Source organism: Streptococcus orisratti DSM 15617, from assembly GCF_000380105.1.
Lineage (GTDB): Bacteria > Bacillota > Bacilli > Lactobacillales > Streptococcaceae > Streptococcus > Streptococcus orisratti.
This window is the reverse complement of record NZ_KB904515.1, coordinates 45,882-68,450: the sequence shown is the minus strand read 5'-3', so window position 1 is coordinate 68,450 and position 22,569 is coordinate 45,882. Positions and strand designations below refer to the sequence as shown.

Annotated in this window: 26 protein-coding genes; 4 read left to right on the top strand and 22 right to left on the bottom strand. The window is 39.5% G+C overall.

The window, feature by feature from the left end:
• The coding region (locus A3I7_RS0111185) for an IS30 family transposase (RefSeq protein WP_018375495.1) at positions 1-232 on the top strand (232 nt) is incomplete at its 5' end.
• Between the two features lie 67 nt (positions 233-299).
• Here A3I7_RS0111185 and A3I7_RS0111180 read toward each other — a convergent pair.
• The 15 genes from A3I7_RS0111180 to A3I7_RS0111110 form a co-directional block, all read right to left on the bottom strand.
• Positions 300-1,103 (bottom strand): ABC transporter ATP-binding protein, encoded by an 804-nt coding sequence (locus A3I7_RS0111180; protein ID WP_018376834.1) that lies wholly within the window; start codon positions 1,101-1,103, stop codon positions 300-302.
• Positions 1,103-2,005, bottom strand: coding sequence for an ABC transporter permease (locus A3I7_RS0111175; protein WP_026217242.1), 903 nt, complete (start codon positions 2,003-2,005; stop codon positions 1,103-1,105). Before A3I7_RS0111175 ends, A3I7_RS0111180 begins: the two co-directional genes overlap by 1 nt.
• Positions 2,006-2,039: 34 nt before the next feature.
• Positions 2,040-3,002: an ABC transporter substrate-binding protein gene (locus A3I7_RS0111170; protein ID WP_026217241.1), complete on the bottom strand. Its 963-nt coding sequence runs from the start codon at positions 3,000-3,002 to the stop codon at positions 2,040-2,042.
• Between the two features lie 426 nt (positions 3,003-3,428).
• Positions 3,429-3,722 (bottom strand): DUF202 domain-containing protein, encoded by a 294-nt coding sequence (locus A3I7_RS0111165; protein WP_018376833.1) that lies wholly within the window; start codon positions 3,720-3,722, stop codon positions 3,429-3,431.
• 19 nt (positions 3,723-3,741) lie between these two features.
• Positions 3,742-4,575: a PTS system mannose/fructose/sorbose family transporter subunit IID gene (locus A3I7_RS0111160; protein WP_018376832.1), complete on the bottom strand. Its 834-nt coding sequence runs from the start codon at positions 4,573-4,575 to the stop codon at positions 3,742-3,744.
• 1 nt (position 4,576) lies between these two features.
• Entirely contained in the window at positions 4,577-5,428 is an 852-nt protein-coding gene (locus A3I7_RS0111155) for a PTS mannose/fructose/sorbose/N-acetylgalactosamine transporter subunit IIC (RefSeq protein WP_018376831.1), read from the bottom strand.
• Between the two features lie 283 nt (positions 5,429-5,711).
• Complete coding sequence (locus A3I7_RS0111150) at positions 5,712-6,206, bottom strand: PTS sugar transporter subunit IIB (protein WP_018364173.1); 495 nt, start codon at positions 6,204-6,206, stop codon at positions 5,712-5,714.
• A gap of 42 nt (positions 6,207-6,248) precedes the next feature.
• Complete coding sequence (locus A3I7_RS0111145; protein ID WP_018376830.1) at positions 6,249-6,686, bottom strand: PTS sugar transporter subunit IIA; 438 nt, start codon at positions 6,684-6,686, stop codon at positions 6,249-6,251.
• Positions 6,687-6,995: 309 nt separating this feature from the next.
• The gene (locus tag A3I7_RS0111140; RefSeq protein WP_026217240.1) at positions 6,996-8,300 is read right to left on the bottom strand and encodes an ABC transporter substrate-binding protein; all 1,305 of its coding nucleotides are present in this window, start codon (positions 8,298-8,300) and stop codon (positions 6,996-6,998) included.
• A gap of 1 nt (position 8,301) precedes the next feature.
• A complete protein-coding gene (locus A3I7_RS0111135; RefSeq protein ID WP_018376828.1) occupies positions 8,302-8,982 on the bottom strand; it encodes a response regulator transcription factor in 681 nt (226 codons plus the stop codon).
• A complete protein-coding gene (locus A3I7_RS0111130) occupies positions 8,979-10,298 on the bottom strand; it encodes a sensor histidine kinase (protein ID WP_018376827.1) in 1,320 nt (439 codons plus the stop codon). The genes A3I7_RS0111135 and A3I7_RS0111130 overlap by 4 nt, the downstream gene beginning before the upstream one ends.
• Positions 10,295-11,260 carry a sugar ABC transporter substrate-binding protein gene (locus A3I7_RS0111125; protein ID WP_018376826.1) on the bottom strand — a complete coding sequence of 322 codons (966 nt, stop codon included), beginning with the start codon at positions 11,258-11,260 and terminating at the stop codon, positions 10,295-10,297. Before A3I7_RS0111125 ends, A3I7_RS0111130 begins: the two co-directional genes overlap by 4 nt.
• A gap of 9 nt (positions 11,261-11,269) precedes the next feature.
• The gene (locus A3I7_RS0111120; protein ID WP_018376825.1) at positions 11,270-12,064 is read right to left on the bottom strand and encodes a Cof-type HAD-IIB family hydrolase; all 795 of its coding nucleotides are present in this window, start codon (positions 12,062-12,064) and stop codon (positions 11,270-11,272) included.
• 108 nt (positions 12,065-12,172) lie between these two features.
• Positions 12,173-12,730 (bottom strand): GNAT family N-acetyltransferase, encoded by a 558-nt coding sequence (locus A3I7_RS0111115; protein WP_018376824.1) that lies wholly within the window; start codon positions 12,728-12,730, stop codon positions 12,173-12,175.
• A gap of 138 nt (positions 12,731-12,868) precedes the next feature.
• Positions 12,869-13,264 (bottom strand): single-stranded DNA-binding protein, encoded by a 396-nt coding sequence (locus A3I7_RS0111110; RefSeq protein WP_018376823.1) that lies wholly within the window; start codon positions 13,262-13,264, stop codon positions 12,869-12,871.
• A 78-nt stretch (positions 13,265-13,342) separates the two neighbouring features.
• Between A3I7_RS0111110 and A3I7_RS0111105 the strand changes: the two genes are divergently transcribed.
• Positions 13,343-14,062, top strand: coding sequence for a class I SAM-dependent methyltransferase (locus A3I7_RS0111105; protein WP_018376822.1), 720 nt, complete (start codon positions 13,343-13,345; stop codon positions 14,060-14,062).
• A 211-nt stretch (positions 14,063-14,273) separates the two neighbouring features.
• Here A3I7_RS0111105 and A3I7_RS0111100 read toward each other — a convergent pair whose 3' ends face one another.
• The 6 genes from A3I7_RS0111100 to A3I7_RS0111075 all read right to left on the bottom strand — a co-directional run bounded on the left by A3I7_RS0111100 (position 14,274) and on the right by A3I7_RS0111075 (position 19,751).
• Positions 14,274-15,773: a PASTA domain-containing protein gene (locus A3I7_RS0111100; protein ID WP_018376821.1), complete on the bottom strand. Its 1,500-nt coding sequence runs from the start codon at positions 15,771-15,773 to the stop codon at positions 14,274-14,276.
• A complete protein-coding gene (locus tag A3I7_RS0111095; protein ID WP_018376820.1) occupies positions 15,766-16,440 on the bottom strand; it encodes an ABC transporter ATP-binding protein in 675 nt (224 codons plus the stop codon). Before A3I7_RS0111095 ends, A3I7_RS0111100 begins: the two co-directional genes overlap by 8 nt.
• Positions 16,441-16,465: 25 nt before the next feature.
• Positions 16,466-17,929 carry an ABC transporter permease gene (locus A3I7_RS0111090; RefSeq protein ID WP_018376819.1) on the bottom strand — a complete coding sequence of 488 codons (1,464 nt, stop codon included), beginning with the start codon at positions 17,927-17,929 and terminating at the stop codon, positions 16,466-16,468.
• A 448-nt stretch (positions 17,930-18,377) separates the two neighbouring features.
• Entirely contained in the window at positions 18,378-19,001 is a 624-nt protein-coding gene (gene ytpR, locus A3I7_RS0111085) for a YtpR family tRNA-binding protein (protein WP_018376818.1), read from the bottom strand.
• A gap of 154 nt (positions 19,002-19,155) precedes the next feature.
• Positions 19,156-19,470 carry a thioredoxin family protein gene (locus tag A3I7_RS0111080; RefSeq protein WP_026217237.1) on the bottom strand — a complete coding sequence of 105 codons (315 nt, stop codon included), beginning with the start codon at positions 19,468-19,470 and terminating at the stop codon, positions 19,156-19,158.
• Complete coding sequence (locus A3I7_RS0111075; RefSeq protein WP_018376816.1) at positions 19,470-19,751, bottom strand: DUF4651 domain-containing protein; 282 nt, start codon at positions 19,749-19,751, stop codon at positions 19,470-19,472. The genes A3I7_RS0111080 and A3I7_RS0111075 overlap by 1 nt, the downstream gene beginning before the upstream one ends.
• A gap of 165 nt (positions 19,752-19,916) precedes the next feature.
• Here A3I7_RS0111075 and pepA point away from each other — a divergent pair, with 165 nt between their 5' ends.
• Positions 19,917-20,984, top strand: a complete 1,068-nt coding sequence (pepA, locus tag A3I7_RS0111070; protein ID WP_018376815.1) for a glutamyl aminopeptidase — start codon at positions 19,917-19,919, stop codon at positions 20,982-20,984.
• Position 20,985: 1 nt separating this feature from the next.
• Positions 20,986-21,756 (top strand): pyrroline-5-carboxylate reductase, encoded by a 771-nt coding sequence (gene proC, locus A3I7_RS0111065; RefSeq protein WP_018376814.1) that lies wholly within the window; start codon positions 20,986-20,988, stop codon positions 21,754-21,756.
• 147 nt (positions 21,757-21,903) lie between these two features.
• Here proC and A3I7_RS0111060 read toward each other — a convergent pair whose 3' ends face one another.
• On the bottom strand, positions 21,904-22,557 hold the full coding sequence (locus A3I7_RS0111060; protein ID WP_018376813.1) for a CPBP family intramembrane glutamic endopeptidase: 654 nt from the start codon (positions 22,555-22,557) through the stop codon (positions 21,904-21,906).
• Positions 22,558-22,569 lie beyond the last annotated feature (12 nt).

Here is a 22,569-nt window from a genome sequence, read left to right as displayed (position 1 = left end):
AGACTTAAAAGGTGTGGAAGTCTATTTTGCCCATCCTTATGCTTCTCATGAAAGAGGAACAAATGAAAATTTCAATGGTCTCTTGAGAGAGTTTCTCCCAAAAGGTGTCTCTCTTAACTCACTAACGACAGAAGAACTCAATCACTACGTCTCTGCTATCAATGACAGACCTAGACGACTTCACAAGTATAAAACCGCAAATATTTTGTTTGGGCTAGCCCAAACAGCTTAACCTCTGGAACTCTAGTTATCAATGAACTTGTTGCACTTGACTTGACAAGTGGGGAAAGTTTTATTTTTTATCCTAACACCAGAGCATCATCATTTAGCACTTGTCCACTATTTTTATGGAAGAGGTCCATAAGCTGCGCAACAGTGAGATTTCTCTTTTCTTCGCCTTTGATGTCCACGACAATTTTCCCGTGATAGAGCATAACCAGACGATTACCGTATTCAATGGCGTGTTCCATGTTGTGGGTAATCATAAGGGTGGTGAGTTTTTGTTCTTCAACTACTTTCTTGGTCAAGCCCATGACCATGTCACTGGTTTTAGGATCAAGGGCTGCTGTATGCTCATCAAGTAAGAGTATTTTGGGACGAACCAAGGTCGCCATAGCTAGAGTTAAAGCTTGGCGCTGACCACCTGAAAGAAAATTAGCATCTGTTTTCATGCGCCCTTCTAGTCCTAAGCCCAGCTCGGTCAAGGCTTCTTTGAAAATCTGACGTTCTGACTCAGTGATTGATTTTTTGAAAATGCTGCGCTTCTTACCACGTCGGTAAGCAATCGCCATATTTTCCTCAATAGAAAGATTGGTAGCCGTTCCCATGCGGGGATCCTGAAAAACACGACTGATATCTTTTGAGCGTACATCAACAGAGAGGTTCTTGATTGACTGTCCTTCCAAGATAATATCTCCCTCATCAATTTTCAGAACACCTGCGATTGAGTTCATTAGAGTTGACTTCCCAGCACCGTTCCCACCAATGACGGAGATAAAATCACCTTGCTCAATTTCCAAATTCAAACCGCACAAAACATGGTTCTCATTAACTGTTCCTTTTTCAAAGGTTTTATGAATGTTTGATAATGTCAGCAAAGCCACTACTTGTCACCTCTCATACTTAGATTTTTAGATGGTTTGATATTTAGGAAATTACGAATTTCTGGGATATATAGAATCACAGCAAGTAGGATAGCTGATACCAATTTAATCATTTGTGCATCCACATTCATAGCTAAGATGATAACAATGATAAGGCGATAAAGTACAGCACCCAGGACAATAGATAAAAGACGTTTGCCTAATGGTAGGTATTTGATAATCACTTCCGCCAAGATAATTGAGGCAAGTCCGATAACAATGGTTCCAACCCCCATATTAAGGTCTGCATAGCCATTATTTTGGGCCAAAAGAGCTCCTGAAAGTGCAATTAAACCGTTGGATAGCATATAGCCTAAAATTTTCATCCGATCCACTTTAATCCCATTGGCTTCTCCCATCTCTAAATTATCTCCCGTTGCGCGGAGTGCAAGACCCAACTGTGTATTAAGCAAAACTACTAAAGATAGGACAACTAAGGCTACGAAAACAGCACCAATAACAAGCACTGCACTTGTCTTAGTCAGACCGCTATCTGTCAATAAGGTGACCAGAGTTGTTTCTCCTGAAAGAGACACATTAGATCGTCCAAGAATGAGCAAATTGACCGAGTAAAGCCCCGTTAGGGTGATGATACCAGTCAAGAGTGCTGGAATTTTCATCTTAGTATGCATAAAGCCTGAAACCACTCCAGCTAACATGCCACCTGCCATACCACCCAAGGTGGCCACAATAGGATGGTATCCATTGACAATCAAGAGAGCACATACCGCTGCTCCCATAGGAAAAGAGCCTTCTGCTGACAGGTCCGCAATGTCCAAAATACGAAATGTTAAAAATACACCAATGGCCATAATCGACCATAACAAGCCTTGTGAAATGCTTGATAATACAATATCTATCATTTATTTCCTCTAAACTGTAAATTAGTTATCTCTTTTATTCTTCCTTAATTCCGCTAACATCAATTCCTAATGTTTTCGCCATATCTTCGTTAACAACAACTTTCAAAGCCTTCGGGTACTCCGCAGCCACTTGATTTGGTTCTTTACCCTTTAAGATTTTGACTGCTAGATCCGCTGTTTGGCGACCAAGTTCTTCATAATCAGCCCCGTAAGAGAAGAGCACACCTTTTTCAACAACGTCTGCAGAACCACCCACAACTGGAATCTTCATTTCTTTAGACAGGTCGGTGATGAGAGTGATAGAACTTACGATGGTGTTGTCCGTTGGGATAAAGAGCACTTCTGTTTGATTCATCAAACTTTTAGCAGTATCTTGAACATCATTGGTTGAGGAGATCCCCTTTACCAATGTTTCAATGCCAGCCTTTTTGAAGGCTTTCTTAGCTTCCTCCACCTGAACTTCTGAATTACGTTCACTGGTAGTGTACATAATTCCAACCTTCTTCACATCTGGCATAACTTTTTGGAGTAATTCAACCTGCTTGTCAATTGGTGACATATCACTAGTTCCTGTGGCATTACCTCCAGGTTTTTCCATAGATTTAACCAACTTTGCAGATACTGGATCTGTTACTGCCGTAAATAGAATCGGAACATCACTTGAAGCCGCAACCAAACTCTGCGCAGCTGGGGTTGCAATACCAAGAACCAAATCATTATCTTTGACCAAGCTTTCAGAAATGGTCTGCAAATTAGATTGATCACCTTGGGCGTTCTCATAATCAATTACGATATTATCGCCATCTTTGTAGCCTAATTTTTTTAACTCAGCTACAAACCCTTTGCGGGCAGCTGTCAGGGACTCATGCTCTACATATTGTAAAATTCCAATATGTTTGGCATCGCTTGAAGCTGTACTGTCTTTTTTTGACGCACAGCCAATCAAAAGTAAACTAGCGGCACCTAAAATTAGGGCACTTTTCAATAATTTTTTCATAGTAGTCTCCTCTTCTACTTTTAAATTCATTTCCTTAACGAAATAAAACCGACTAGACTTCTGAAAATCTAGCCGGTTTACTTACTGCATTTATCTAAATACATTTACAGTCTCGCCCCTTAGATTTTCCTATCATCTAATCGGCTATCCAACAGTAAAATGCTTCAGCTTCATAGATACAAACAGCTCTGACGTTTGCATCCTAGTGGCTACAAACGTCTATCTAAAGAAACTAAAGTAATAGTAACGATTCAATTTTTGACGACTTGCTGGCGCTTGCATTAGCATACCACTATCTCCTTCGTTTTCGGTTACTTTAACTATACTCTTATTTTTACACCTTGTCAAGATTGTTTGTGAAATTTCTGAAAATTTTGAAACAAAGAAACACCTGACATTGAAAGGTTAACTGTCAGGTGTTTGAGTTTAGTTTTTATAGAGGTGGAGTTTAGTTTCAAAATCATCAATTACTTTTGTGACATTCTTTTTCCCCTTGTAAATACCATAGCCAAAGAGAAGCATACCTAAAATGCCAAGGACAATTAGAACAAGTCCAAGGATAAAAGCCATTTGTCTGTTAGATTTGAAGAAGTAGGTTAGCACAACGCCGACACTTGCTACGATGAAGAATAAACTGAACCATCTCCCAAGATTATCGATCATATGCTTTTGATATTTTATTTCAGTTTCATATCCCCGAATAAGTTCTTGTTCTGTCATTTCTTTTTCCTCTTTAAATTTAGTAAGACAAACCTGGGTTGAAGAAGCCAACAAGTACACCAACAAGGGCAATAACTACCAAAAGAAGCATTACTTTGATTGGAGAAATGTTTTTCTTAGCCATTAACCACCAGCAAAAGACGATGAAGATCGCTGTCAAAAGGCCTGGATAAACGGCATCTAACTTATCTTGGAGGACCAAGTAAGGGTGTTTAGCACTGCCTAATTGGAAAGATGTTTTAACTGAAACCCATGTTGCAGCAACACCACCGACAACCATACCACCGACGATTGAAACGGCTTTACGAATGGCTTGGCCTTGAGCACCAACAAGGAATTCAACAGCCTTGTCACCCAATTCATAACCCTTGAAGTAGGCAAATTTCATACCAAAGTAAGCCAAGAGGTTCCAGACGATGATGTAGAAGATAGCACCGATTGGTGAACCACCAGTTGACAAACCAAGAGCAATACCCAAAATAACTGGAATCAAAGTACCAACAACGAGAGAATCACCAATACCAGCAACAGGTCCCATCAAACCTGCACGAAGACCATTGATGGTTTCGTCATCGACTTCTTCTGATCCATTAGCACGCGCTTCTTCAAGACCTGCTGTGATACCAACAATCAGAGCACCAAGTTGAGGTTCTGTATTGAAGAAAGCTGTATAAGTTTGCATCGAACGTGCTTGGTCTTCTTTTTTATCGTACAATTCTTCCACAATTGGCAACATTGATGTCAGGTAACCAAAAGTTTGCATGTGTTCTTGAGAGAAGCAAGTCAAGTTACCATAGTACCAATGATGGAAAGATTTCATTAGGGTTTTCTTTGTAATTTTCTTTTGTGCCATCTTAGATATCCTCCTCATCATCGTCATCAAAATCGTCACCAGCTGCAACAGCCGTAGCTCTCACATTTTTAGCCATTTCAAGTTCATAGAACAATACTGCAAAGATCAATGAGATTACTGCACATGACACGAGGTTCAAACCAAGTGAAGCAGCCAAAGTGAAACCAACAAAGAATGGGATAAAGTCAGTTACTTTATCAACAATTTGCTTCAACAGGATTGCAATCCCTACACATGGAAGCAAAGCACCTACCGTGAAGAGGGTTTTCATTGGGATACCATCCATTGGGAGGGCATCTTTCATAGCAGTAACAGCAGTTGCACCGAGTTTACACATAATTAGCGTCGGAATGAATGAGAAAACGATGTGAGAAACCCATGGATAGAGCCAGTCAACTTTGTAAAGTTGTTTGAAGTTTCCTTTTTCAACAGCTTTCCAGCCGATATGTTGCCAAACAAGGTTCATTGTTGCAGTACCGTAGAAAAGAACAGTACCAACAGTACCAACAAGAGTCCCCATTGATTTAGCCAAGTTAGCAGCATCAGCTGAACCAGCTGAGAGACCTTGTGAATGAATAGCAACCATTGCAAGAGGAATACCAATATAAGATACGGCACGAACGTCTGCTGAAACAGTACCTCCTGGTGTTACAAGAGCAATGTAAACTAATTGCATGGCAACCCCACAGATGATACCCGTTTTAACATCACCTAAGATAAGACCACAGACCAAACCACCAACTAAGGGACGACCCAATGTGTAGTTACCAATCGAGGTACCACCAAGACCAGGCATTGAAGATAAACAAGCAAATAAGCCTAGCAAGGCTGCTTGAAGCCAAGAAATTGTCATAATACATCTCCTATACTAAGATACAAAGAGCGTTAATAAATCCGTATAAAAATAGAAAACTGATGCTGTGTCGTTAAGATACAAGGAAGTTTATCTTTTTTACTAGGATTTTAGCTCGTGTTCAATTACTAAGATACAAAGGGCATTGAGAAAGTGAGAAGAAAATAGGAGCCTAACGCCATGCGCTTTGCGCATAAGGCATGGCTATCTTTTTCTCGATACTTTTAGCCCGTGTTCAATTATTAAGATACAAAGAACATTAAATCTTTACTAACGATAAAGATTAATAACCAAATTTAGATTTGAAGTCCGACCAGTAACCAATTGAGACATCTGGCAGAAGTTGGAATTTCACTTTGTAGCCAGCTTTTTCGATGGCTTCAATAGCATCTGCTTCTTCCTGAGTAATGGATTGATTGTTCCCAAGTTTAACAGCTCCTGGACGGTCATTAGCTGGACCGACGATAATTTCCTTGACATCACTTGGTACAAAACCTTGATCAACCAAGAGTTTCTTCATGTCAATTGGATTTTTTGTGATAACGAAGTAACGGGTATCTGAATCCAAAACTTTTTGTGATTTTTGACCAAAAGCGTCAACTGACCAAACAAAAGTTTTCTTATCAGAAGCACCTTTGTAAGCCTGTGTCAAAACTTTGTTCTTAGCTGCCGCATCATTGACAGCAATAAGACCATCACATGGGTATTCCTTTGCCCAGCGCGTAACGGTTTGACCGTGAATCATACGATCGTCAATACGTACAAATGAAACTACCATTATATATCTCCTTTTTTGTAAAATAGCAGAGCTTTAGCCCTATTAAATATCGTCATCTTCATCGTCAGCATCATCTGATGTGACCTTAAATTCTTGAAGAGCAGCTTGTGCTTCTGGTAATACAGCAGCTACAAAGTCAGCTCCTTCTAAGGCATCCTTCATCACAACAGATGTTAAAGCCATTGGTAAGTTCATACCTCCCAGAACAACTGCTGTGTCCAATTTGCCGAGTTCTTCGAGAACACCACATGCTGTTGTTAGTGGACTTCCGCCAACGATGTCTGCCAAAACAACAACGCTATCATCTTCTTTCAATGGTGCCATCGCAGCCTTGAAATCAACCGCAAAATCATCAACCGATTTCCCATTTTGCAAGCCAACTGCAATGACTTGGTCCATCTTGTCGCCAGCAAACATGGCAAGAGAAGTTTTCAACCCTTCTGCAAAGCCGCCATGGCTGACCAGTACTAAATACTTCATGCTCTCTCCTCCTTTATTCACACTTATTGTAAAGTATTTGGAAACGCTTTATAATTGTAAAATGTCACCTTGATAGAAGGATAAATGTCATCTAAAATGTGACAAATGTCAACTTTGAACAAAAAAAGACAAGCAACTGAAAGAAAAATCCAGAAGCTTGTCTTTTGTAAAAGATGATGACAGAACAGTGGTAGTTTTGAAAATCTATCAAAATGAGAAGAACAAAGAAGGACTACAATTAGAGAAGAGAAGTCCCCTAAAATCAAAAGTCTAGATAACCTTCAACAACTTCCCTGTTTCGTCTTATTTTTATTTCAATTGATCTTCAATTTGGTGTTGAATATCCGCTAAATCACTATCTATCGTCTTATTTTTCAAAGACTGGGTAATGAGGTAGTCCACCTTTTCCAAGACGGAATTATATTTTTTAAATTTCGGTTGGATATTGGCATTTGTCATCATAGAATCTAAGGTATCTGCACTCAAGGCTGTTGAGCCAAAATCATCATTTTTCAAAATATCCTTAGTCTCAGTATTTTTCATGATTTTCTTGAGCACAGAAGTTCCCTGTGAAGTTTCAAAAAGCATTTGTTGAGTAGCTTCATTATCTGTCAGGAGCTTAAGAAATTCCCACGACAATTTGGCATTTTGGGTTTTGACCGAAATGCCATAAAGAGAGGTGCTGACTTGAGTGGCATTGATACTTGACTTAGCCGCTGGCATTTGTACGCAAGTCCAAGCAAAAGAAGAATATTTGGCCACATGATAAGGATAAGGTTTGTAGGTACGATACTGAGCTAAAGTCATGGGCAAGAAAGCCACCCTACCCTCATCGAAATCTTCTGTGCTAACTTGGTAATTTCCAGTTAAGGCATTCAACTTGCTCCAAACTCCCAAGGCAGACTTGACTTTCTCCGTGTTCAAGTAGGTCTTGGTCCCATATTCATCAAAAAGTTGTACACCATAGGCCGCTAAAGCTTGTTGCCAAGTGTATCCTGTCAAACCGTATTGATCAAGTATTCCATCACCATTGGTATCCTTGGTTACTTGTTGGCAAATATCGTAAAATTCAGCCAGAGTCCAACCCGAACTTGGAATTGTAATACCTTCTTTTTCTAACAAATCCTTATTGATACACATCATGGTTGGATTACTTTCATAAGGAAGGGCGTATTGAACATTTCCATAGCGTCCTGCTTGATAAGCAGAGTTGTAAAAATCAGATACCTTTAAGTCGGACTGAATAAAACTGTCTAATTTTTTAAGAGAGCCCGTTGAAGCCAAAAGATTAAAGTCATTTTCAGGTAAGATGAAAATGTCAGGTTGTTCACCATTAATGATAGCGTCTGAAAGCCAAGTAGAATAATCATCCTTGGAAATGCCGCTCTCATAGGTTACTGTGACATTAGGGTGCTTCTTTTCAAACTCAGCAATCACCTGGTCAATAACTTGATAATCGTTACCATTTGGAACTCCCCAGCTGCTTCCCGAATAAATTCCTAAGTGCAGTTCAATCTTTTTTACCTTTTGATGATAGATCAAGAAGGCAGATAAAACAACAACTAAACAAACAAGAAGGATAATGAGTCTTTTCTTCGTCCAAATTTTCAACATCTTAATCATGACCATCACCGAAATCTTGGGTTGTCACACCAGTTTGCACTGCCCAGATTGCTAGCTGAGTACGGTCTCTCAGGCTCAGTTTGGATAAAATGTTTGACAGATAATTTCTAACAGTTCCTTCAGACAAAAAGAGCTTGCTAGCGATTTCCTTGTTAGACAAGCCAAATCCGATTTGCTGTATAATCCGCCACTCAACCTTGGATAAATCATCAACGTTATTTTCTTCTACCTGAATGGCAAAATTTGACTGAGCCATACGGGAGAAAATTTTAAAGACCTTAGTCGCAATATCAGGGTTGATCATGGCACCACCACTGCTAACCGTAATGATAGCCTGATGGAGTTCATCGGTTGACACTCCTTTAAGCATATATCCCGAAGCTCCGTATTTTAGGGCGCTAAAGATAAAATCGTCATCATCAAAGGTGGTTAGGATGATAATTTTAATATCTGGATATTGTTCTTTTACTTGCTTTGTGCAGAGAACACCATCCATCTTTGGCATGCGGATATCCATTAAAATAACATCAGGATGACAATTTTTTAAGGCCTCAATAACTTCTAGCCCATCACCAACAGCAGCAACCACTTCAATATCATCGTGAGCAGACAGGACAATTTGTAAGGACTCTCGAATTAGAGCTTGATCGTCTGCTATCAACACTTTTATCATTCTTCTTCCCCCTTAGCTTTTGGAATAGAAACTACTGTTTTAAATCCATGATCATTGTAAAATTCAGCTTTTCCTCCAATAATAGATAGACGTTCGCGCATTTGAGTCAGCCCATAGCCATAATGCAAGTCGTCAAAACCAATCCCATCATCCTGAATAATCAAGCGATAACAGGAATCACTGACCATCTTGATTGTGACCTGCCTTGCATGACCATGGCGAAGCGAATTGGTAATGGATTCCTGAATCACGCGGAAAATAATGTCTTCCTTTGTGGCGTCCAAATCAACATCTCCCCAATCATAGGCAAAGGAAATGGTTAGACGTGATAATTCTTGATAATCAGCTACCATTTTTTCCAAAGCATCTTTCAGACTTCTTCCTTCCAGAGCACCTGGGCGCAATTTTTCCAGCGACCGCCTAACATCACGGATACCTTCACGCACTACATTAGAGATATTCTTGAGTTGCTCTTTGGCTCGGTTAGGATCTAAATCAACCAATACCATGACTGCATCAATTCCTGCCGAAATCCCTGTCAGAGCGTGTCCCAAGGTATCATGGATTTCTCTTGCGATACGCTTTCGCTCTCTATCCTCAGCAATCTTTTCAGTTACTGCAATATAATTATTCATTTCTCGGTTAGCTTGTGCTGCCATCCGTAACTCTTCCTCAATCTTATGGTTCTCAGAAACAGAATACATGGTATAAGTAATAAGAGAGCTGATAAAAACAACGATATTTAAGGATGCCAAAAGATTTTTAACAAAAAGGGTCATAAAACGAATTGACTCTGGAAAGAAATCTAAATAAGTATCCAAGGAAGGGATTTCAACAACCAAGGATAAAATATCATAATTAGAAATCAACAATGCGCCGAAACTGAGAATAATGAAAGCTAGCCAGCTACGTCGCTGTTGCAAGGTGTAAAAATCTGTGTAGCTGTAAAAAATATCTATAAATACCAGCAAAATTAATCCATTATAGGATGACTGTAAAGCAATGAAAGTAGTCAACAGGAGAAAAATCTCTAATACCAGTAGCCAGTCCATCAACGATTGCCGCTCACGAGACAAACCGTTCTTAATTTGCATAACCAATAAAAGCAAGGCAAATGAACCAATAGAAGTCCAAAAAACGACAATCGGTTGTGTTGGTAGGGCTGTCAGATTTTCCAACAATGAGTGACTAAGACCTTTTTCAGTGATGTATTTGGTTGCAAAAAGATATAGCGAAGCATTGTAAACAACGGCTACAAAATTGATTAAAAGGAGTACCTGACGCAGATAGCGAATTGTTTTTAAATGAGCCATCATTGCCACCCCGTTACATCATAATCGCTGATATTTTCCTTGGTAATCAAGCTTACTGGGATGGTGATAAGCCTATCCACTTTTTTACCTTCTAAAAGTTGATAGGTGGTCGTAATAGCTTTTTCCCCCATCGCGATTGGAGATTGTGCAACCGTGGCTTCAACGTCATTAGTCGTATTTAGGAAATTTTTCATGTCTGGCGAGCCATCCACGCCATAAATGTAGATTTTTCGGGAAAGGTTCTTTTCTTTGATGGCTGCTAGTGCTCCTAAAGCGCTTTGATCGTTGAGAGCCATAACCACATCAAAATAATTTTCTCTTTCAATAACCCCTTCAACTACTGGCATAGCTCTTTCCGTCTGACCAAAAGACTCTCGTCGCGCGACAATGCGATAGGCATCATGTCCAGAGATAGTGTCCATAAACCCCTTAATCCTATCAACAGCTGATAAGGTTTCCGAATGCTCCAGCAATAAAATATCAGCTTGAGAAACTGTTGCCATCATCTGTTGTGCATCGAGAACCCCAGCATTGTAATTATCAGAGACAACTGTCGTATCTGCAACTGAATCATCCTCTAATTGACTATCAACAACAATTATCTTGATTCCTTTTTTATGGGCTTTCTTTAAAACAGATACAATTTGCTTACTAGTACTATCCACAGGATTAATGATGATGGCATCCACTTTTTTACTGATAAATGTTTCCACTTGTTGGCATTGTTTCTCCACACTCAAGGCTGGATCTCTAGTGTAAAGAATATCCCCTTTGCTGTCTGCAACTTTCTCAACCTCCGCATTAACGACCTTGTAAAAGGCATTGTTCATAGTCATATAAGTTACACCAATCTTACGTTGGTTGGGAGACAAAACCAGATTACGATAATTTACATAAATCCCAAAAACTAATAATAAACCTAATATCAAGGCTATTAACGACTTGGTCTTTTCTTTTTTGAACATAACCTCTCCTTAAAGATAGGTAAAAAGCACTTGGGCAATACCATCATGATTATGGTCAGAAGTAATGTGACCAATAGCTTCTTGAACTTCCTTGGGGCCATTGCTCATCACGTAGCCCTTACCCACTGTTTCTAGCATGTCCAAATCATTAAAATTATCTCCAAAAGCAATGGTGTCAGAGAGCTCTACCTTCATATAGTCAGCCAAAACCTTAACAGCCTGCCCTTTCTTTATCCCCGGTGCCATGATTTCAACAAAATAAGGCGCTGATTTGGCAATAGACAAGTCTGGATATAACTTCTTTAGGGATAACTCAAGCGGAGCAATCAAATCTGGCTCTCCCATCAAGAGGACTTTGTGAACAGCAGGCAAGAACTGGAGTTGTGATAAGTCCGCTTCATGAGAGCGTACCCCTACAATATCTTCTTCCCGTTTAACCCAAACATTGTCACGATCCATGGCATACCAATCGTGATAGCTGTAAACATTCCACGCAATCTCAGGATAATTTTGGCTAATAAAGCGACAGATTCTCAAAGCCGTCTCTGTCCCCATCGGATTTGAGGCGACAGTCTCTTCCTTGTCCGTCTGCACCAGAGCTCCGTTGTATGAAATAATAGGAGTTTTAATGCCGATACTGTTGACAATGGGCTTGATTCCCTCTGGCATCCGTGCTGATACTGGCACAAAAACTATCCCTTGCTTCACCGCTTGACGGATAGCCGCTTGAGTTTTGGGAGTTACCTGAAATTCACTGTTAATTAAAGTTCCATCAATATCACTGAAAATCATTTTAATACTCATCGTCTGCACTCCTTTACCCCTACAACTATTAAAAAATGATTAGCTTTTTTATCATTATAACACGTTTTTAGGGACAATAAAATCCCTACAAAAATGACCTGTAGGGATTTAGTGCCTTGATAAGTTTCGAGATCGTTGAAAAATTAGCAGATTAACTTCTCCCTGTCCTTTCCAATTTTCTCTAGATTCTCCGACTGGCTGGAAACCATTTTTGATGAGAACTCTTTGAGAAGCCTTATTTTCAGGCATGACGAATGCTTTAATTGTCTCAATATGACATTCTTCTACTAGAAAATGGCAGAGCAAGTAGAGTGCTTGACTGGTTAAACCTTGATTCCAATAATCATGGTTGGTACGATAGCCAATAGTGACTGAATCTGATCGTTTTTTATAGTCAAAAACTTCTAAAACGCTAATCAATTTTTCTTGATAAACCGCTCCAAGAAACAATCGCCTTTTCTTAATAAAGTCTCGTTGAAAATGATCAATACGCTTACGCAAAGTATCCTTATTTTGAGTTGATGTGTTTGGGGTAAACTGAAAATGAAGCGGATTGGAATAGATTTCCCATAAATCCTCAAAATCACTGTCTTGAATGGCGCGCAACTGTAAAAAAGAAGTCTGGATGAAAGGAAAATTATCAAATAAGCTACTCTTGTTATTCATAGCAATAGTTTACTATGAAATCGTTGATTTCTCAAGATATCTATAAAATACCATATCCTTAGCATTACGATAAGAGTACCTCAGCAAAAGCCTTACCTGCCTTTCTAGACATTGGGTTCTGAAACCTCCATCAGTATTTTAAAAGGGCAACTCTTCCTCCTCTAAAACCAAATCTGCTAAGTCACCTGCTGTATTATTTTCACGCATAGCACGTTGAGCACGGCTTTCCAAAAGTTGGAAAGAATGTGCTAAAACTTCAGTGATATAGTGCGTTTGGCCATCTTTTTCATATTTGCGAGTACGCAATTCGCCATCTAAAGAAATAAGACTACCTTTGCTGCCATAAGAGGCTAGTGTTTCTGCCAGACGCCCCCAGACGACTACATTGACGAAGTCTGCTTCTCGCTCGCCATTTTGACTCTTAAATCTGCGATTGACTGCCACTGTCACGCGCGTGACTGATTTGTCGTTTGGTGTCTTGACCATCTCTGGTGTAGCTGTGAGACGTCCGATGATAATCACTTTATTGTACATTGATGTACCTCCTTACCTCTACTATTCGCAAGGTTTCCAAAAAAATGCTAAAATAAGAAAAAATATTTGGAGGTTTTTATGACAATTGATTTAAAGGCTTATCAAGAAATGCTGGCGCAGCCATGGGGCAAAATAATGTATGAATTGATTTTTGCACAACTATCTCATGTCCAAAATCAAAATGTACTAGACTTTGGTGCAGGTTTTGGTATCACCGCGCAGCAGTTGTCCCAAAACAATACCGTTACTGCTATTGAGCCAAATTCTGATTTGCTTTTCGCTGACAACACACAAAATTTAACCAAAATCCAAGGCAGTCTAGATGCCCTCAAAAAGTTACCAGATCACAGTTTTGATATCATCATCTGCCACAACGTTCTTGAATATGTGCCTAAAAACCAACACGCAGACTACCTCGCCCAATTTGAGCGTCTGCTAAAATCTGGAGGCGAGTTATCATTGATTAAACATCATTCTGTCGGTAAAGTCTTGCATAGCGTGGTTTTTAATAATGACATAGCATCCGCTTTAGATACTCTGGCTGGAAAAGATAGTTACCAAAGTGCAGCCTTCACAAAAGGAGATACATACACATTGGAAGAGCTCGCTGAAAATACCAAACTAACCATTGAAAACTACCAAGGCATCCGAACTCTCTATGCCCTCCAACCCAATCATTTCAAAACCCAAGAAGGTTGGATAGAAAATCTGACCAAATTTGAACTCGCTGTTGCCAATCAGAAACCTTATAAAGATATAGCGTTCTTCCATCATGTGACCTTACGAAAAAAATATTAGTACAATATCCAATGAAAACAAAAAGCACAGAAAGATTTTGTAACGGACCTTATCAAGTCGAAATCTTTCTGCCTTTTTAATTAGAATAGAAACTCTCAATAACCTCAGATTCTTCGAAAATCAAAACTCTATCCGTCAACTCATCTTGGTAAATTCCAGCTATATCTACAATTCATTTTCGCATCTTTTTTGATTTTTGCCGAGTGTCATTTTAATCTGCAGTCTGTGTTTCTCCAGAATCGCTAGTTGACTTGTCTGTAGATGGAGTAGGAACTGGAGCCCCTGTGTACCAAGCGCCGTTGCTGATACCAACGTTGACAGTATAGTTTAGGGGTAACCATGTTTCTTCGGCACTTTGTTTGACAACAGTTCCTTTTGGCTGATCTGAATTTACATAATAACTGCTAAAGTAAATTTCAGCCCCTTTGGATCGAAACTCTTCATAGAAATATTGTTGGAGTTCCCCTTCATTTTTACCTGTCAAATCACGAATATAAGGAGTTCCTGCTGAATAGACGACCTCAACATTACGGTTATCTTTTTCAGTCAATTCTGTACCAGCCGGTTGAGATTGTGAGATCAATTGTCCATAAGGTTTGTCCCCATAAACCTGACGAACAATCACTGTTAATCCCGAAACGGAGCTGGCTTGGCCCATCGTAATCTGTGAAAAATCGGGAACTGTCACACCTTTTCCTGCTGAAACCGTAATTTCCATTTTAGACTTTTTGGCTACTTTTTCATTAGCCACTACTGACTGCCCCATAACCAAGCCTGTTGCAATTGTTGAACTGGCTTTTTCAACATAAGTAACTTCAATACCGTTTGTCTTTGCCCAACTCTCAACCTCAGACTTTTGTTTCCCATTAAAATCTGGCACCGAGATATTGGCCTCTAAAACTTCGGCACCACGTGAATAGGTTAATGTAGCCTTTGTGCCACGTGTATATTCGCTAGCAGGAACGGAGTTAGCAATATCAAGTTTGATAAACTCACCTTTCTTAATTGTCTCGTTAAATTCCTGACTGACCTTTAGATTTTCAGCTTTATTCTTTTCAACCCACTTAACCGCCTGACTATATGTCATCTTGGAAAAATCTGGCAATTTCAAAACTTCTTCAGGATCTGCACCAAGAGAGCTGACAACGCCTAACTGACTCCCCTTGGCAATTTTCTTACCTGCCTTAGTTTTTTGGGAAATAATGAAATTTGCATCATATTTTGTGCTATATTTTTGAGTCAAATCAATAGTCACTTGATGCTGATTTCCCCACTCTCTAACTTCAGTTATACTTTTTCCAACAAAATTTGGCAAAGTAACATGGGTAAAGTGATAAGCAGAAAAAGCAATGACCAATATAGCAAGAGACACACTAGCTACAAGAATTACCAACTTACGTTTCTTTTTCTTTTGATAAGTTGGATCAATCTCAACCTCTTCGTGAAAATCATCCCGACGCTTCTTTGCCCTATCATACCGAACAGGTGCTTCTTCTGGTGTCTCGAGGTTAACTGATTGACTGGATAAACCATTCTCATCTGTATCAACTGCTGATATCACAGTTGGAATTTGATGAGCCTCATCTTCTGAAGAAGCTGACACGACCGAATTTTTTTCAAGCTCTTTGCTTTCGTTTTCTGGATTTTTCTGATCTGTCTCAAGTAATTCCGTGTACTTATCACCTGAGAATTTTGATAAAAAATCACTCATATGCTTTCAACTTCCCCTTCCTTAAATAGTAAGTTTTATCAGATAAGGCGGCAATTTCCTGCGAGTGGGTTACCACAACAACACATTTTTCATGCTCATGAGCTAATTTCTTGAAGATTTCAACAATCTCACCTTCCATCTCCTCATCTAAGTTTCCAGTAGGCTCATCAGCTAAAATGACATCCACATTTGTAGCCAAAGAGCGCGCAATAGCGACACGCTGCTGTTCCCCACCTGATAGCTGATTGACTAAACGATCTGCCTTGCTTTTGACAATCCCAATATAATCAAGCAAATTGTAAGCAACTTCTTTTTGATTGGCTGGTATTTCATTTTCTGTAATAGCCATAGGAACCATGACATTTTCTACCGCAGTCATATAAGGAATAAGATTATAATGCTGAAAGACTATTCCAACATTATTACGACGAAAGGTTTCATAGCCAATCTCCTTGAGATCCTTACCATTATAAAAAACTTGCCCTTCTTTAGGAACTTCTAAAGCACTCAACAAAGATAGTAAGGTTGTCTTGCCCGAACCTGATTGTCCTAAAATCGTATAAAATTTTCCCTTTTCAAAACTGATATCTGTATTTTTCAAAATATAGCGACGATTTTCCCCATCTTGATAAAAATAAGATAAATTTTTCGCTTCTAAAATTGGCATACCAATCTCCTTTCAATCATCAGAACTACATCATAATCCGCTTAGGGTTAAGGCGAACAATATAGGTCGTTGGTACAATAGTGGCTACCAAAACTGTTCCAAGTCCGATGACATACATCAAAACGACATAACTTGGTGTCAAGCGAACATCATACTCTTCTACCACATCGTCGATTGTCGTCGAATCATTGAGTTCATCTAAGCCAACGTAAGACACTCCATTATCATTTTTTTGCTGCTCAATCTGACTTTGGATAAGAGTATTTGAGAGACCTTTGGCCAAGACATTCCCTGAAACGACCGAGAGGCTCAGAGCCACAAGTGCTATGATAAAGACTTCTACCAAAGCCTGTAAAACAACTTTTACCTTTGCCTCACCGAGAGAAAGATAGATGCCAAGCTCATGTTTTCGATCACGCAAGAAAAGAAGTACAACCAGAGTAATGACCATAACACTAGCACTAACAGCTGCAATAAGAACATAACCTGCTATTTTTGACATAGACTTAACTGGTCCAGCAATGTTATCATAATTATCTGATGACGCATAAGCGATATAGTGTTTTGGTAACAGGGCTTGCGCTTCCTGTTTGAATTTTTCAAGATCTTCAGGATTTTTCAAGACGTAGAGAGGTTCACCGATACCAATGCTTTCACTCAATTCTTCCTCAGATACCTCAGAGGTGTTTGCTTCTGCCTGTTCCCGCCTTGTTTCCTCAACTATCTTATTTGGCACATAAATCTGATTGATTGCCGTTTGCTCTTGGTAAGCTTGATTCCACCGATCAGCATCACTGGACTTATCCGTTTTACCAACTTTCTTTTGTGTGGATTTATTTTGATAAATCCCAACAATTTCAAGAGGATAGTCCGTTTGACTTTTCTTTTCATTTTTCTCATAATCTACAATATAGTTAGTAAAGGTTGCTGTATCTCCAACACTCAAATGGTTAAGATCCGCTAATTCCTTGGAAATCAAGGTTACAGCTTTGCCCTTTGTCACTTCCTCTTCTGTAAACGCTCGTCCTTCTACCATCGTAATCTTTCCTTCTTCAAGAGGCAAAAGTTTGGAAGATTGAACACCTCTAAGACCAAAGGCATAATAGCTAGCAATCTCATCATTGCCCATTCCTCCATTATCTTCAATCATCGAGGAAACATAAGATTTGAGACCGGAAGAGCCGATATTTCCCATCAAAACATAGTCATAATACTTGACATAAGGAAGCTCACCAACCGCCGTGATTGTTTTCATCTTTAGATTTTCAATATTTTCATAATCACCATCTTTCATATTCTCATAATCCAGACGAAGGGTTACTGTCGCTCCCATTTTGTTCTTGATGGTCTTTTCAACATTCTGCGTCGCTTGCTGAATAGACACTGCACCAGCAATCACGTTGCTGAGTATAAAAATAATAATAAACAGCAAGAGGGATTTTCCCTTACGACGAGTAACACTTAACCAAGCACGTTTGAGATAATTCATAACTTCTCCTTTCATTTGTAGGTAATAGAAGGTAGCACTGTGCAAATTACCTACAACACCCCTAAAGCTCTTCTGCTGAAATTATACCTAGTACTAAATCAGCTTGCATAGCTAAAAAACAATGATCTAAAAACTTTTAAAACCGCAGATGTAAGCGCTTATAGTTTTATATTATCATATTGATACAAGATTTTCAATTTTTATACCAATCTTCTGTAATCATTAATTTTCCAAAGATAAACATATCTCTTCAAAAATCATTCGCATATTATAGCTTTTTAGCGCGAGACGGCTGATTGCGGTTTATCACCCAGTCTGATTTTCTTTGAGCATTAATCTGAGTCTCTGATTACAGCCAGCAGCCCAATGTTCTTTATATTAATAAAACGAACAAAGTTTCAAAAGGTTACAAAAAAACACCTCCGAAAAGATGTTTTTTACTCAATACTTATGCCCAATGTTTTTCTGGGTTAAAAGCTTCACCAACAATAGCGCTATCGTTTAGCTCAATGATACCTCGTACCTGTGGAGCATTTGGCAATTCAAGCTCACGAGCAGAGCAAAGCATTCCAAAACTATCTTGACCGCGCAGCTTGCCTGGAAAAATTAAGTTACCACTTGGCATCATAGCGCCTGGCAAGGCCGCAACAGTTTTCAGACCAAGAGCCGCATTGGGAGCCCCACAGACAATCTGAACTCGCTCATCATCGTTGATTGCCACTTGACAAATATGCAAATGATCACTGTCTGGATGGTCAATCATTTCCACAATTTGTGCAACGACAAATTTAGGGGTAGCATCATTTTCTAAAACCGGCTCAAAACCTTCTTTGACCAACTCATCATTCAACCGTGCAACATTTTCGTCTGTCAGAAAAACTTGACCATTTCCATCAAGCTCAATCAGACTTGAAACCTCAAAAATATTCCAAGCCAGAGTCTCTCCGTTGTCATCACGATAAACACGTGCAACATTCCCACGACGTTCAACACTACGTTTGACATCTTCAGTGTCTTGAAAGATAACCAATAAAACGTCTCCAATATGTTCTCTATTATATGCAAAAATCATCTTTTTTCCTTTCCTATATAAAATCATTCGTTTTTCTCGAAATAAAGCTCCAATTTCAAAATTCCCTTAACTTTGTCTAAGCAGACAGAACACTTCAAGGTCTCCATGCCCGATATTCATCCCTGAGTATTATAGCTTCTAAGCTTACTTGGTATTACAGATTAGCCAAAAAGCTGTTAATTTCTGCCTTGCTCTTGCACAGTTTATTAACTAGACGGCCGATTTCTTTACCATTTTCCACAACGACAAAGCTTGGAATACCAAAAATATTCCAACGTTGGGCAACTTCTATAAAGTCATCGCGGTCAACCCGAATAAAGTGAAAATCTGGATTTTCAGCCTCAATATTTGGCAAAGCTGGGTAAATGAACTGACAGTCTGGGCACCAATCTGCCGTAAAAAAGAAAACAAATTTCCCTTCTTTTTCAAGAAATTCTGCCAATTCTTCATAACTTTTTGGAATAATCATCATTCAGCCTCCCGATAATCGATTTCACCCTGTCGGTATTCAAAATAAAAAGTGACGTCATCATCAAAGACAACTCCACCCTTGACACAATCTAGCGTAGACTCAAAATCATTGATGTAAAGCACTGCAATTGTCCCAAAAGTATCAAAAAAACGGCGGACTTCAGCCAAAATACGCTGACGTCTTTTCTCATCGAGCTGCTTTTTGACAACAACCCCTGTCACAAACAGGCCTCCCAGCCCTAAAAGACCTGACAGTAGGGCAACATTCTTTTTCTTCATGCCTACTATTGTAACATAAAAAATGCTTCTAGGTTCTGACTTTACTCTAAATTTTCATAACAAAAAATGATAGTTTCCCCCGCAGATAATAAAGTTCTCCTTTGAAAAATGGTTTTTATTTTTAACCGAAAGTGCTAAAATAAAGGGGATAGAAATGAGGTATTTATGACTGAATTGTTTGATAAAATTAAAACTGTAACTGAATTAGATGGTATCGCAGGCTATGAGCATAACATACGTAACTACCTGCGTCAAAAAATCACTCCTTTAGTGGATGAGGTAGAAACTGATGGACTTGGTGGTATTTTTGGTATTAAGCATAGTCTAGCTGATCATGCTCCTCGTATCATGGTTGCTGCCCATATGGATGAAGTTGGTTTCATGGTCAGTGATATCAAGTCTGATGGCACCTTGCGCGTGGTTGGTATTGGCGGATGGAATCCCCTCGTTGTTAGTTCACAACGCTTTACGCTTTACACACGCGACAATAGTGCAATTCCAGTTATTTCTGGCTCAGTCCCACCTCATTTCCTACGTGGAAACAATGGCAGTGCTTCCTTACCGAAAGTGGAAGATATTGTCTTTGATGGTGGTTTTAGCAACAAGGAAGAAGCTGAGAGCTTTGGCGTGCGCCCTGGTGACATCATTGTGCCACAATCAGAAGCTATCTTGACCGCTAACCAAAAGAATATCATCTCTAAAGCTTGGGATAATCGCTACGGTGTCCTCATGGTAACAGAACTCCTAGAAAATCTGAAAGATAAACAACTGAACAATACCCTCATCGCAGGCGCTAATGTCCAAGAAGAAGTCGGCTTGCGTGGTGCTCATGTATCAACCACCAAGTTCGAACCAGAAATCTTTTTAGCCGTTGATTGCTCTCCCGCTGGAGATGTCTATGGAGGGCAAGGAAATATTGGTGAGGGTACTTTGATTCGCTTCTACGATCCCGGTCATGTTATGCTTAAAGACATGCGCGACTTTTTGCTCACAACTGCCGAAGAAGCTGGTGTCAAATATCAGTATTATTGCGCTAAAGGAGGTACGGATGCTGGTGCAGCTCATCTCAAAAACGGCGGAGTACCTTCAACAACGATCGGAGTATGCGCACGCTACATTCACTCCCATCAAACACTTTACGCGATGGATGACTTTCTTCAAGCACAAGCCTTCCTCCAAGCTATTGTTAAAAAGCTTGACCGCTCAACTGTAGATTTAATTAAGGGGTACTAAAATGAAAATTGGATTCATTGGTGTTGGAAAAATGGCTAGCGCTATTATCAACGGTCTCAACAGTACCTCGCACGATATCATCATTTCAGGATCATCTCTAGCGCGCTCTCGGGAAATAGCAGAGCAGTTAGAGGTAACGGCAGCAGCATCACATCAAGAACTCATTGACCAAGCAGATTTGGTTATTCTCGGCATAAAACCACAGATGTTTGACACTGTTTTAGCTGACTTGGCCTTTCATCAACCAATCATGAGCATGGCAGCTGGTATGACCTTAGAACGTCTGGCAAACCTAACCAGTCCAGAGTTACCGCTCATTCGCATCATGCCAAATCTCAACGCTCAAATCCTCAAAAGTACAACTGCTATCTGTACCAATGAGAATGTGTCAGCGCAGCTATTGACAACAGCAAAAGAAATCACAGATAGCTTTGGTTCAACGTTTGAGATTGCTGAAAAAGATTTCGACACTTTCACTGCTTTAGCAGGTTCAAGTCCTGCCTACATCGCTCTCTTCATCGAGGCACTAGCAAAAGCAGGTGTCAAATATGGCCTCCCTAAAGCAGAATCTTTAAATATTGCTACGCAAACTGTACTGGCAACTGCTGAAACCATTCTAACAGGAACAGACAGTCCACATGATTTGATTGACAAGGTTTGTAGTCCTGGTGGCACAACCATTGCTGGTCTTCTTGAACTTGAAAAAACAGGACTAACTGCTAGTGTCATCTCTAGTATTGACACAACCATTAACAAAGCAAAAAACCTTTGAGCAGACTCAAAGGTAAACAGATACTTGACGGTATCTGTTTTTTTATACTCAATGAAAATCAAAAGTAGCCTAGGAAACGAAGCCGACGATAGAACTTGAGTTCATCAAGGCAAGTTGACAACGGATAATTTTGATTTTCGAAGAGTATTAATTCATTAACATCATCAGCAAGTACATTAAGGCAATTGCAAAACCGTTATTGAGAAAATGAATCATCATGGTATATTCAAGCTTCTCTGTTTTACGGTAAACCCAGCCTAGAACAAGCCCCATTCCACCATATATAATCCAAGCACCGATACTTGTTGGAAGATGGGCAAGGCCAAAGAGAAAACTACTAATCAGTAAACCAAGGATGGATTGTCTGTCAAACACACGACCCATGATAAAACCGCGAAAGACTGTCTCTTCCACGATTGGTGCCACAATCACTGTTAGTAAAACCATAACGAGTGGATGCATGCCCGCATTTTCAATAGCCGCCTGATTACTCGTGCTTTCTAGACCTTCTAAGACAAGCGTGATTCCTCCAAGAATCTTAACCAGATAGAGTACAAGAAAACCTAACAGAATATACAACCAAGCTCTGCCATTTGCCAAAGCTTTGAACCCTTCAAGGAGATTTGCTCGTTTAGCAATATAAAGAGTTAATCCGCTGATGATAAGAAGCACCGCAGACAGCAAAAGAACTTGCCAAAGCTGACTGACACCAATAAAAAATATTGGCAATTGCTCCACAAGAAAAATCAAAAAAGCACATCCAAAATACAAACAGCGTTTTAAAATAGAATTATTTTTCATAAAAATATCCTT

Excerpts from the sequence above, each read along its gene's own strand:
- A3I7_RS0111170 (WP_026217241.1), bottom strand. The coding sequence starts at position 3,002 with ATGAAAAAATTATTGAAAAGTGCCCTAATTTTAGGTGCCGCTAGTTTA.
- A3I7_RS0111135 (WP_018376828.1), bottom strand. The coding sequence starts at position 8,982 with ATGATAAAAGTGTTGATAGCAGACGATCAAGCTCTAATTCGAGAGTCC.
- A3I7_RS0111175 (WP_026217242.1), bottom strand. The coding sequence starts at position 2,005 with ATGATAGATATTGTATTATCAAGCATTTCACAAGGCTTGTTATGGTCG.
- A3I7_RS0111130 (WP_018376827.1), bottom strand. The coding sequence starts at position 10,298 with ATGATGGCTCATTTAAAAACAATTCGCTATCTGCGTCAGGTACTCCTT.
- A3I7_RS0111150 (WP_018364173.1), bottom strand. The coding sequence starts at position 6,206 with ATGGTAGTTTCATTTGTACGTATTGACGATCGTATGATTCACGGTCAA.
- A3I7_RS0111100 (WP_018376821.1), bottom strand. The coding sequence starts at position 15,773 with ATGAGTGATTTTTTATCAAAATTCTCAGGTGATAAGTACACGGAATTA.
- A3I7_RS0111090 (WP_018376819.1), bottom strand. The coding sequence starts at position 17,929 with ATGAATTATCTCAAACGTGCTTGGTTAAGTGTTACTCGTCGTAAGGGA.
- pepA (WP_018376815.1), top strand. The coding sequence starts at position 19,917 with ATGACTGAATTGTTTGATAAAATTAAAACTGTAACTGAATTAGATGGT.
- A3I7_RS0111060 (WP_018376813.1), bottom strand. The coding sequence starts at position 22,557 with ATGAAAAATAATTCTATTTTAAAACGCTGTTTGTATTTTGGATGTGCT.
- A3I7_RS0111105 (WP_018376822.1), top strand. The coding sequence starts at position 13,343 with ATGACAATTGATTTAAAGGCTTATCAAGAAATGCTGGCGCAGCCATGG.
- A3I7_RS0111140 (WP_026217240.1), bottom strand. The coding sequence starts at position 8,300 with ATGTTGAAAATTTGGACGAAGAAAAGACTCATTATCCTTCTTGTTTGT.
- A3I7_RS0111075 (WP_018376816.1), bottom strand. The coding sequence starts at position 19,751 with ATGAAGAAAAAGAATGTTGCCCTACTGTCAGGTCTTTTAGGGCTGGGA.
- A3I7_RS0111145 (WP_018376830.1), bottom strand. The coding sequence starts at position 6,686 with ATGAAGTATTTAGTACTGGTCAGCCATGGCGGCTTTGCAGAAGGGTTG.
- A3I7_RS0111115 (WP_018376824.1), bottom strand. The coding sequence starts at position 12,730 with ATGAATAACAAGAGTAGCTTATTTGATAATTTTCCTTTCATCCAGACT.
- proC (WP_018376814.1), top strand. The coding sequence starts at position 20,986 with ATGAAAATTGGATTCATTGGTGTTGGAAAAATGGCTAGCGCTATTATC.
- A3I7_RS0111095 (WP_018376820.1), bottom strand. The coding sequence starts at position 16,440 with ATGCCAATTTTAGAAGCGAAAAATTTATCTTATTTTTATCAAGATGGG.
- A3I7_RS0111110 (WP_018376823.1), bottom strand. The coding sequence starts at position 13,264 with ATGTACAATAAAGTGATTATCATCGGACGTCTCACAGCTACACCAGAG.
- A3I7_RS0111160 (WP_018376832.1), bottom strand. The coding sequence starts at position 4,575 with ATGGCACAAAAGAAAATTACAAAGAAAACCCTAATGAAATCTTTCCAT.
- A3I7_RS0111120 (WP_018376825.1), bottom strand. The coding sequence starts at position 12,064 with ATGAGTATTAAAATGATTTTCAGTGATATTGATGGAACTTTAATTAAC.
- ytpR (WP_018376818.1), bottom strand. The coding sequence starts at position 19,001 with ATGATTTTTGCATATAATAGAGAACATATTGGAGACGTTTTATTGGTT.
- A3I7_RS0111125 (WP_018376826.1), bottom strand. The coding sequence starts at position 11,260 with ATGTTCAAAAAAGAAAAGACCAAGTCGTTAATAGCCTTGATATTAGGT.
- A3I7_RS0111165 (WP_018376833.1), bottom strand. The coding sequence starts at position 3,722 with ATGACAGAACAAGAACTTATTCGGGGATATGAAACTGAAATAAAATAT.
- A3I7_RS0111080 (WP_026217237.1), bottom strand. The coding sequence starts at position 19,470 with ATGATTATTCCAAAAAGTTATGAAGAATTGGCAGAATTTCTTGAAAAA.
- A3I7_RS0111155 (WP_018376831.1), bottom strand. The coding sequence starts at position 5,428 with ATGACAATTTCTTGGCTTCAAGCAGCCTTGCTAGGCTTATTTGCTTGT.